6 protein-coding genes and 1 pseudogene are annotated in these 10843 nt (G+C 44.4%); 5 read left to right on the top strand and 2 right to left on the bottom strand.

All coding sequences use genetic code 11. The features are described from left to right. Window positions 1-509 (bottom strand): annotated as a pseudogene (locus tag L4C33_RS06315) (MFS transporter); the annotation flags it as partial. 153 nt (window positions 510-662) lie between these two features. On the opposite strand from L4C33_RS06315, the gene L4C33_RS06310 reads away from it, so the two are divergent. Continuing rightward, window positions 663-1163, top strand: a complete 501-nt coding sequence (locus L4C33_RS06310; protein ID WP_428811593.1) for a GNAT family N-acetyltransferase — start codon at window positions 663-665, stop codon at window positions 1161-1163. 89 nt (window positions 1164-1252) lie between these two features. Here L4C33_RS06310 and L4C33_RS06305 read toward each other — a convergent pair whose 3' ends face one another. Next, a complete protein-coding gene (locus L4C33_RS06305) occupies window positions 1253-3274 on the bottom strand; it encodes a hypothetical protein (protein WP_428811592.1) in 2022 nt (673 codons plus the stop codon). Between the two features lie 163 nt (window positions 3275-3437). Here L4C33_RS06305 and L4C33_RS06300 point away from each other — a divergent pair, with 163 nt between their 5' ends. From L4C33_RS06300 to L4C33_RS06285, 4 genes are read left to right on the top strand one after another with little or no spacing between them, the layout of a single operon-like run. After that, complete coding sequence (locus L4C33_RS06300) at window positions 3438-8303, top strand: DUF1566 domain-containing protein (RefSeq protein ID WP_428811591.1); 4866 nt, start codon at window positions 3438-3440, stop codon at window positions 8301-8303. A 49-nt stretch (window positions 8304-8352) separates the two neighbouring features. After that, a complete protein-coding gene (locus L4C33_RS06295) occupies window positions 8353-8532 on the top strand; it encodes a Flp family type IVb pilin (RefSeq protein ID WP_428811590.1) in 180 nt (59 codons plus the stop codon). A 53-nt stretch (window positions 8533-8585) separates the two neighbouring features. Further along, window positions 8586-9458: a Flp pilus assembly protein CpaB gene (gene cpaB, locus L4C33_RS06290; protein WP_428811589.1), complete on the top strand. Its 873-nt coding sequence runs from the start codon at window positions 8586-8588 to the stop codon at window positions 9456-9458. Beyond that, window positions 9451-10842 (top strand): type II and III secretion system protein family protein, encoded by a 1392-nt coding sequence (locus tag L4C33_RS06285; protein WP_428811588.1) that lies wholly within the window; start codon window positions 9451-9453, stop codon window positions 10840-10842. Before cpaB ends, L4C33_RS06285 begins: the two co-directional genes overlap by 8 nt. Window position 10843: the final 1 nt, after the last annotated feature.

Genomic DNA, 10843 nt, shown 5'->3' with positions numbered 1-10843 from the left:
CTATAGACCCAAACAAACTCCAGTTGGAATTGCTCTAACATCACCCATAAACACGCATAGGTGATCAAAGAGGCTAATGCGCCTACCGAGATAAATTTGCCTAACATTTCGGGCGCTTCATCTTTACTCAGCCACTGTAATGACAAGGATTGTTTGAGCGTTTCGAAATAGTGAAAACCAACAGACATCAATACTGTGGTTAAAAGTAGCCCAGTTAAAGATGGAAAGAAGCCAGTGATGGCAGTACCCAACGTGAGCATCGCCAAGGAGATCAGCATGAAGCGTTGCTCTCGGATAAACAGCAGAATAAACACCGCAGTAAACGCTAGAAAACCCGGTATTTCGCGCACGCTTTGCAATAAACCAATATCAGCCCCATCAAAATTTGCTTTTTCAATAACGAAATTGTTCAGCAATGCCATCCAGCTAGAGAAAGCAATTGGCACGATTATAGAGATCAGCAGTAAAAAGTTTTGTGGGGTTTTCCAGGTGGCCGTGGCATCGTTCATATAGAAAGTCCTTATCCTTAATCCACCATAGTACTCTTGTTTTATAAAGATTAACATCCAGTTAACCTTGCACTTACAGTAAAAATAAGATTATATCTATCAAGTGGTTAGCCACGCATATGCTATCTATTAAATCACAACGGGAGTTAACACATGGAAATAATCATTCGCCCTGCACAAATCTCTGATGCACAAGGTTTATGTGAACTTTATTCTCAACCTCAAGCGCAGCGCGAGACTCTACAACTCCCAAAACCATCTCTCAAAATGTGGCAAGATAGACTGAACAATATACCCACAGGCGTTTATAGCTACGTTGCTGAAGCTGAAGGAAAGATAGTCGGTAATATTGGTTTTCAACATAACCAAAGGCCAAGAAATCAACATATGGCTTCTTTTGGCATGGGAGTTCACGATGACTTCACTGGATTGGGGATCGGTAGCAAACTCATTGAAACCGTTATTGAATTGGCAGACAACTGGCTCAACGTTCACCGAATCCACATCGAAGCACACTGCGATAACGAACGTGCCATTGCACTGTATAAGAAATTTGGATTTGTTATTGAAGGGGAAGCAATAGACAACTCCTTTAGAGATGGTGAATTTGTAAACACCTACTATTTGGCTCGTATTAGACCCAACAATAAATAGTCGTCTTTTGGTAAGTAGCACAAATAAATTTAACGTTTAAAAATGAAGGGGCTTATAATTAGCCCCTTTTCTATTCAGCCGTTGTAGAGCTACAGTGATTTGTAAAGAGACACCCACTGACCTCGATCAAGAGCACTTATTTCGACGCCTTGAACTGTACTTGCACTAGTCGCATTACTTGGTCTAAATCGCAACGTCACACCATCAAATCGGTCTGCCACTGCAGCGTCAGTACCAACCTGCTGCAGTACATAACCTAGACTGGTCGAACTCCAACTTGAATTGCCCTGGCTCTCCCATTGTTTCAGCAATTCTTTCGTCACAATTTGACCGGAAAGTTTTAGCGCAGGCCCTTCAATATTTTTGAATTGATAGTACTCCATGCCACTTGAGGTCAACGTCAGTACTTTATCTTCCAACACAAATAGTTTGTTCACCGTAGAGCCTGATAATAAGTGCTGCTTAATCAACTTTCTTTTCACGTTATCAACGATATAGAGTGATGAAGTTGTAGCAATAGCACTGACTTTTCCGTCTGGTGATGTCGACATATGTTTGATGGTTGCATCTAATGTCAGGTCACTGATCGTGGTTGGGTATGCCGACTTTGTTACCCATTGAATCACATTGGTATTTAACCCTAGAAGCAATTGATTTTCGGTAGCAAACGTACCTGATACAACGTTTTGTTTGTCTAAGGTGACCTTCGAAGACAGGTTCGTCGAATTCACCACTTCAGGTAAAATATTTGCACTCGAATACGTCGAGCTATCGATAAGCAAAACCTCAGACTCGTCATAAGAAGGAACAACGAGTGTCGAAGTCGCTTTCAGCTCATGGCTCATACCTTTCATCGATAGGTCGGCACTATTAAGTAGTTTAAGCTCCTTGTTACTGTATGCACTACTCGCTTTAACCGCGAGCAATGTTTTTTGGCGATACAGCGGATAAATCGCTTCAAAGTTATCATTGAAACATGCAGAACTCGACGTCGGAACCGTTGGCTTTACAGGGTCTGGTTTTGGTAATGGAGGCAAGGTCGCCCCACTACCACCACTGTAACTATCAATGCTTACAGATTGAGTTCGCGCTTGGCTTTTAACGGGTTCAGCAATACTGGTCAAAAATATGCCATTGCTCCCTTGAGTGTTACAAATATCACTCGCTTGCTTCGAGATAGAACTCGTCGGTTGGTATACCTTGTAAGCTTGAATACTATTCAAAGCGGGAACCAACTGGATAATCTGATTCGATTGATTCTTTTGATACCCGAGAAGGTCATCTAATGAACCACCCTGGTAATCATGATCGTCGTCGTCATCATCATCGTCGTCATAAGGTGTCGCCCGCAAAGACAAAGACTGCGATTGCACGCTCAAGCTCTGATTTCTTGCCCGAGTATCCACTTGTTTTACTTCGTCACTACTAGTGACAAATACCAGCTTTCCATTCGCAGGGTTAAACTCTGAGGACTTAGCACCACTCAAGCCTGATATTGATTGCGAGCCATGAATAATCACCGAACCATCTAAATCCATATGACGTGACGGTGTTCCTGCGACATCAATATTGGTTAAGTCGAGCGTTTCATTTGCAATCATTAGGTCAAGCGCATGAGAAATATTCACATACGTTGAATACTTTCCTTGAGACTGTGCTTTTTTCAAAGATTTTAGAACGGTATTTGACGCATCTATCGGACCATGTGATGTATCCAGCGTACTGAAATCAATACCAGCCTTCTTACCTAACTTCACCTGCAAAGATGCCTTTGCTTGCTCAATATCGTTGCCCACACTCGGGTTAAACAACATTTCACTATGGATAAGAGTGGTAAACGGAGTCACCACTTCCATCTGCTCTGAGGCCGTCAAAATCGCCCCGTCATAACTCAGCATTTTTGAATATCCAGACACCGAAGAAAGTTGTGACTCGTATTCACTACAACTGCCACTTAAGTCGGCATCCACGCAAACTAATGCATTCTGATAGGCATATGTTGACGCTGCATTTGTACCTGAATTTGATTCATCAGAACCACCACAACCTGAAAGAATCAGGGCACTCGACACTGCAAGTGACATTTTTCTCATTACGAATTTAGTGTGCATTATTCAACCAATAAAACTGAGTTAGGGATCAATAGATAGTATTTAGTTCTGCCATTAAATCACTTTACGAAATAAAAGATCAAATGATATTGATAATGAATATCATTTAAATTAACATCACCGGCCTTTCTAGCGACTAATTTATAAATTATTGGAGTCCCCAGTGGTTAAGAATCAATACAGGTGGATAAGTATTTCACTGGCTTCTAGCGTGCTTGTCGCATGTGGCGGAGCAGAGTCAGATTCGAAATTAAATACCTCTACGAGCAGCACTAGCTCAGCCAGCCTATCGGGTGTGGTTTTAGACGGTTATCTTCACAACGCAAAGGTCTGTTTAGATAAAAACAACAATGCGATTTGTGACTCTGGGGATGGAGAAGTAGCCCTAACGGACGCTAAAGGTAATTATCAGTTAAGCGCAGGTGGCGATGTCAGTGGGTACAACCTACTCGTCGAAGCGATTCCAGGTCAAACCATTGATATGGATAACCCAAATCAGCCAATTCAATCTGCATTTACGCTAGAAGTGCCTGCGACAGCACCTGCTGTTATCAGCCCATTAACCACTATGATCGCGAGCGTAGCCGACAGCAGTGGCATCAGTTTTAGCGAAGCCACCCAAGCTGTCGCGTCAGAAATCGGCGTAGATTCAAGCTTAATCAATGCCGACTATGCTGCTCTAAACACGCCTGAAAGTCGAAAAGTACACATGCTTGCACGAGGTGTTACTCGCGTGCTGCAAAGTGCTCAAGATGAATCCATGAATTCAGGGGTTAGCCAAGAGAATGCCCGTAAAGGTTCTAAATATAAATTAGCTCAACTTGACGTGGCAGCACTGAAACAAAAGACCGATAAGCTTTCTCATGGTTCTCAAAGTACAACCCAAGCTTTAGAGCAACTAGGTAAGCAATATCAAGATCAGTTAAAAATAACACCACAAGAGATCAACGGCGATACTATTGTTGCCCGACCACCAGCACCACGTAACGGTCAAGTTAATGACTCAGCTGATACTTTCGACTGGAATTTCGTGCTTGGCTTTAAGGGCGTTAAGTTTTATGAGTACTCGCTGGATAATGGCGTCACTTGGGCTCAAGTAACAACCAAACCTTTATCTGTAGGGCGTCAAGCGCTGCCAATAGGAACAGTGCAAGTTCGTATTGCTGCCTCACAGGTGAATAAAACCTCAGCGGGTACCGTACTAAAATCTGAACAAGCCTTCACGCTAACTAGCGTTCCAGCGGCACCTGGTCAGATTAATGTAAACAACGCTCTTAATACCTTTGGTTGGACGCTCGTTGACACATACTCCGACGTCGGAGAGTACGAATATTCACTCGATAACGGACAAACTTGGACGAATACTACGTCGAACCCTCAAGCGATTGCCGATATCAACATTGCAACAGGCTCACTATTAGTCAGAGTATCGGAAGACGCTTCGACAGGTCGCCCTCACGGGTTAGTTGCTCGTTCAACTCAAGAAATGACGGTAACGCCTGCCAAGCCTCAAGCTCCCACTTTGGATTTTGTAAATGACGCCACTAATCAGATTAGCTGGAACAAAGTCGCAGGCTACCCTTCTTTAACCGATTACGAAATCAACCTTGGAACGGGCTGGGAAAATGTTACTGCCCTTCCGTATCGTGTCGGTAATAAATCGATCCCTGCAGGTACTATTCAAGTTCGAGTGAAAAATAACAGTACTGATGCAAGACCGGCTGGCGCTGTGCTCACCATCAACACTGAGTTTACTCAATCTGTAAATCAACCAGCAGCACCTACATCGCCAGTTATCGACAACGCTAACAATACATTTGGTTGGACGCTTGTTCCTGGTTATTCCGAACACAATCTATATGAATATTCTGTAGACGGCGGTATCACATTCGTTGCCGTTTCGGCTAACCCGCAACCTATCGCCGACCTAAATTATCAGGTAGGCAAAGTGTGTGTCCGAGTTCAATCAAACACCAACCCTCAGCATGACCCTGGGGAACTTCTTTGTTCTGACAAAGCGTACTCTGTCACGCCAGTACAGCCTGCAGCACCAAGTAACTTAATAGTAAATGATGCGTTAGACACATTAGGTTGGGCTTTGCTTCCAGAATACAGTGCCGCAAGTGATTATGAAATTAACCCGCTTGGATCTGGTTGGGTTTCTGTAAACGCTATCCCTTACCAACTAAGTGATCAGGCGTACCCGATTGGAAGTGTTCAAGTTCGAGTCAAAGCAAATCCGGTTGATGGTCGACCTGAAGGTCTGATCGCGAGCAATAGAAATGCGTTAACCGTCCGACCTTCAGCACCTGTTGCGCCGACTAGCCTTATCACTGACGACACAGCCAACACCTTAGACTGGGCGTTTGTCGGTGGTTTTGATCAAGCAGCACTCTATGAGATATCACTCGACTCAGGTTCAAATTGGACTCAAGTGTTGAGTAAACCTATTGTGATTGGCGACATCAACAAATCCATTGGTGACATCCAATTACGAGTCTCAGCTAACCCAGTTAATGGGATGCCTAGTGGAGCACAAGCAAGTAATACGGTCGCCTTTACTGAAACACCCAAATTACCTGCACCCGCTAATGCCGTGATCGTTAATACGTTCACCGGATATAACCCAATACAAACCAACGGGTTCAAATGGGACTACCTTACTGCTCAAATCGGCGGTAAGTCCGTTACATTTGATGAGCCTGAATACTACGAATTCACTCGAGATCAAGGGCTGACTTGGCACCCTGTTGTGTCACGTCCTCAGTTTGTTGGTAGTGAAGCTTACGATAAACCTTCTGTCGGTATTCGCCTTAAAGAAAATGCGATAACTGGTCAGAAGAATGTGAGCAGTAACGTGCTATGGGCAACAGGATCAACAAGTCGATTTATCGCCCTACAATACGTACCTATGAAAACCAAAACCTTAGCGGCTAACTATAGTAGTTACGATAATTCATGGAGTACCTACGGCATGAATTGTATAGCGGAGTACGACGCTCAAGGTCAGGGGGAACCAACTTTTTGGGCAGGTTCCATCAATGGTAAAGCTGACACCATATTCACGTTAGTCGCCGCTGCCGATGACTGTGGAATCACAGGCTGGACCTTACCTAAATTTAGTGAAGTCATCACTCTATCGAACCGTTCACTACCGTCGCAATTTGCGTCGTATCTGATTACTGATAGTAAAGCGAACCTGTGGGCTGACAAAAACGGAGTCGCCGTTACCATCACCAAAGGCAGTGAAGTCACACCAAGTCAATGGTCAAGCAAATATGCTTATCCAAAGTGGCAGCTTGCCCCTACCGCCGATCTCGTTACTAACGTCAGTTCTGCGAATACGGCAATCATCGCTGAGCTGAAAACCCAAGGTTCAACCATTAGCAACGCTGAGTCGTACTTAACGACATGGCTATCTGACAACCAGAATCAGAGCAAGAGCTACGCTGCACTTGAAGTCAAAGCTCAAGCCAAAGTGACACAGTTAAAAGCCTTTTCTCAGCCATGGGCTGATCAATACACCGCAGCCCAGAGCAAGCTTAACGAGTTTGAGTTTCAGGCGCACATTGCGAAAAACCGCTCAGATGCGCAAAGCCAATCATTTGTTGCGGACGTCACTACCTACAAACAACAAGTGACCAAGCTACAGCAGAATCTGAACGGGCTAAATGCACTCATTGAAGGAGCAACATTTGCTCAGAAAATGGCAACAGTTCAAATAAAATCCGATGCGTTAACCGCTGCGACCAATACGCTCAATTCTGCGTCGCTAGCGTCTGAAATACACCAAGCGACATTAAACCTTTATAGCGCGATTTTCGATATCGAGGCTCAATACGCTCAAGTTAATGCATTTATTGATTCACTTAATGCATCAACAAACCATTTAGACTCTAGCTTTAGCTCGCTTTTATCGCTCTACCAACAATTTATCAGCGAAATAAATACTACGGCCGCCATTCACGATGTAGTGCAATCAAAAACCCTCGCAACAGATGGTTTGAAGCGTGCCAATAACAATGGGTTCAGTGTCACTAAAGCCGATTCTCTCGTAAATAATCGTTTTGCCAAACTGGATGAACTCGGCCATTACCTACCGAGCGCGACAACATTCCAACAAGGTTGGCGATGCACCGAAGACACTCAAGCATCAGGAAAGCGCCGAGTATGGAGTTTATTAAAAGACGGCTTACCAAATGGTAAAGATGACCTCGCTTACGATGCTTCATCAGCAGGTATCGCAAGTGTTTTAGGTAGCAATGAACTTCTTGAAAGTACTAACACAAAGCAACTGTGTGGGTTTAGTGATTGGAAAGTGCCACATGTAGCGCAACTGCTTTCTATCAAAACCAAAGCTGTGACGGGCTCAAGCGACAAAGTCACATTAGATAGCGACGTTTTTCCAAACCATTTCGCGATGCTCCCTGAATACGACAAATCTTCTTATTCAGGTGGTGTGCGCTTCTACTACTGGACGAATACATCTAAACAAAGCCAACAGTACATCATGAGCTACGACACAGCACAAAACAGTGAAACGATTACGACTACGATTACTGATGGTTCAGAAAACAAAGTGGTTTTGGCTCGCTTGATGCGTGAAATATCAAATACCTATGAACTTCTAGATACCAACGGTTCAGTCATTCAAGACCGTTCATCAGCCATCTGTGCCCGAGATAAAAACAGTGGTCTTGTGTGGCAACTCTTCTCTGTTGGAGACGGCACCCGCTTTAAGAAATACATCGACGCGCAACCACTACTTACCGCTCAGAGTTCGAACAACGTCTGCGGAAAGTCGACATGGCGATACCCAACCAAGGCGGAGTTGTATGGGTTAATTCCACTCAACACTGACACCTTTAAGTTCAATGACGCTAGCGATGGTGGCTACAGCTATTACATCACCAGTGATACCGGACTTTACAACCGTCCAACTGCACTAGACATGAATACGATGAACGAGACTGACGTTTCTACTCAAAATTATGGCTCAGCCTATTTATATCGTTTCGTCGCTGATTAATTACTACACCAGCCTCAGCTGAGGCTGTTTTTATCCAGGAGTTTTACCCATGTTAAATAAAAAGAAGCAGCGCGGCGCCGCTGCCATTGAATACGCAATTTTAGCTGCTGCAATGTCGGTTGTTTTACTGTCCTTTGTTGGTGGCAGTAAAGGTCAACTAACTCAAGCCATTGTCGGGGCGTATGAAACGGTTGTTGAAAAATTAGATTCCGCACAAGAATCCGAATAACGCCAATCAACCAGAGAGCTGAGCCCTCTCAAAAAGTAATTAAAGGAATAATCATGACAGCAAAGCGACTTATGTTGCTGTCCTTATTGATGTCAGTAATAGGGCTCACCGTCCTATTACTGAACCAAAGCAATAAGGCATCGAATAGCACGCCTCAAACGGCGGCTGAATTAAATAGTAAAGTTCTGGTATCCACTCGCACTGTAGAAGTGGGACAGCCTTACAGCCCTAACATGTTCCGCTGGAAAGAAATCCCAAATGGTGAGCTTACTGACTACATCGATTTTGTAACGCCTGAAGATATTAAGTCGGTAAACCTAATATCAGGAATTGCTCGCACCAAATTCACCAAAGGGCAAGTGTTGTCTCTGGCCGACATTACAGAGCCAAGTGGTGGTTACTCGCTGTCGTTAAAGCTTCAACCTGGTTTCCGAGCTATCTCTGTCCCTGTTGATCAAGTCACAGCGAACTCAGGTTTCGTTCAACCCGGTGATCGCGTTGATCTCCTTCTGCTCGCATCTAAGAATGGTGAGCTAATGCGTTATGGCAACTCTTCACAAGGTTTATATGTCACCACGATAGTAAACGATGCGAGAGTCTTGGCATTTAACAATACACAAGCTCCCGAGTCTTACCAACAGGCAAGAGACTCATATGGTGCCGTGATCCCTGACGACAGTACGGTATCGCTAGAAGTAACGCCTGCTCAGGCGAACCAAATCGTGCTGGCGAAACAACTAGGCAAACTCACATTGGCACTACGAAGCCAAACAGAATCAGCCTCAGAAAATACCCCAGCTCATGCTGCGACTCTCAAAACCATTTCACCAGACAATGCGCAGGTCCTTCCTGACGTTGGCCTTGTGGAATTTAGAGCGAACAAAAAACAAGTGAACAATAATACGGGAGCCGACAACAATGGCTAAATCACGTCGTTGGTGGAGCGTTATCTTACTCTCAAGCCTTTTCATCCCTTTTACTGCTTTTGCAGCGGCGTTGAACGTAACGATCAATGAAGCAAAGATGGTGTCCTTACCAGAAAAAGCGAAGTCTATTTTTATTTCTAGTACTCATATAGCCGATTACCAAGCGTTAACTAACACCAAAATCATGGTCTATGGGAAACAAGCGGGCAGCGCAACAATCACGGTATTAAATGACCAAGAACGCGTCATCTACACCAGTAAAGTACGCGTTACTCACAATAGCCGTGAATTCAACTCCTTAGTGAAAAACAAGTTCCCCGAAGCCTCGGTAACGTCAGAGTCCTTAGGTGGAAAACTATGGCTTAGAGGCCAGGTGCCTTCACCAATCATGGCACACCAAATCGTTGCTTTGGCTAAAGGATACTTATCACCTGTTATCGATTCAGGTGAGAATCAATCAACAGGCTCGGTTTCTTCTGAGCAACAAGGGTCGACCAATACAACGCAATCTTCACCTATTTCGAATGAAGATGAGCTGGTAAACCAGCTTGTTGTGACTATGCCGAACCAGGTCAACATTCGCGTAAAAATCGCGGAAGTGTCGAAGAATGTATCTAACAAATTGGGCATTAAGTGGGGATCTTTACCAGGAGGTGGAGGTCAATTTTCATTCACGAAAATGCCCGATGCGGGGAGCTGGCTGCAACCGAATGTGACAGCACTTATCGACGCCCTTGCAACCAACGGCATGATGTCTGTTTTAGCAGAGCCAAACCTAACCGCAATGTCTGGTGAGGATGCGAGCTTCCTTGTCGGTGGCGAAATTCCTTTAMCTCTCGTGTTTGCTGATACTGCTCAAGTGGAATACAAGTCATTTGGTGTTCAGTTGGATTTTACTCCAACGGTTTTAAGCTCAAACAAAATCAGCCTAAAAGTCTCACCAGAAGTCAGCAACCTTTCTATTGAAGGACAAACCGTTCACAACGGCACTACCTACCCCTCTTTTGTGACACGAAGAGCATCAACCACCATAGAGCTCGCCAGCGGCCAAAGTTTCGCTCTGGGCGGATTGTTAAAAACCGAAGAAATTGAGCAACTACAGAAAGTGCCATTTATAGGGGAAGTACCCATCTTAGGTTCTCTGTTCCGCTCAACTGAATTTACGCGTCAAGAAACAGAGCTTGTGATCATAGTGACAGCATATTTAGTGCAGCCTACTCGCGCAGATACTTTGCCATTACCTACCGATGGCTTAGTGCCATTAAGTGATGTTGAACGCCTGCTTGCATGGCCAAGAGAACAAGTAAGATCTTCAAACAAAAAAGCAACTTATACCGATAACCAAAAGCCTCGTTTGTTAGGTGACAACGGATTCTATTACTGAG

It is taken from the genome of Vibrio makurazakiensis, from assembly GCF_050337375.1.
GTDB classification, from domain to species: Bacteria; Pseudomonadota; Gammaproteobacteria; order Enterobacterales; family Vibrionaceae; genus Vibrio; species Vibrio makurazakiensis.
This window is presented reverse-complemented; position numbering and strand designations above follow the sequence as displayed.

Bases quoted from the DNA above. Each gene is read 5' to 3' on its own strand.
- L4C33_RS06310 (WP_428811593.1), top strand. From the start codon at position 663: ATGGAAATAATCATTCGCCCTGCACAAATCTCTGATGCACAAGGTTTA.
- cpaB (WP_428811589.1), top strand. From the start codon at position 8,586: ATGACAGCAAAGCGACTTATGTTGCTGTCCTTATTGATGTCAGTAATA.
- L4C33_RS06305 (WP_428811592.1), bottom strand. From the start codon at position 3,274: ATGCACACTAAATTCGTAATGAGAAAAATGTCACTTGCAGTGTCGAGT.
- L4C33_RS06295 (WP_428811590.1), top strand. From the start codon at position 8,353: ATGTTAAATAAAAAGAAGCAGCGCGGCGCCGCTGCCATTGAATACGCA.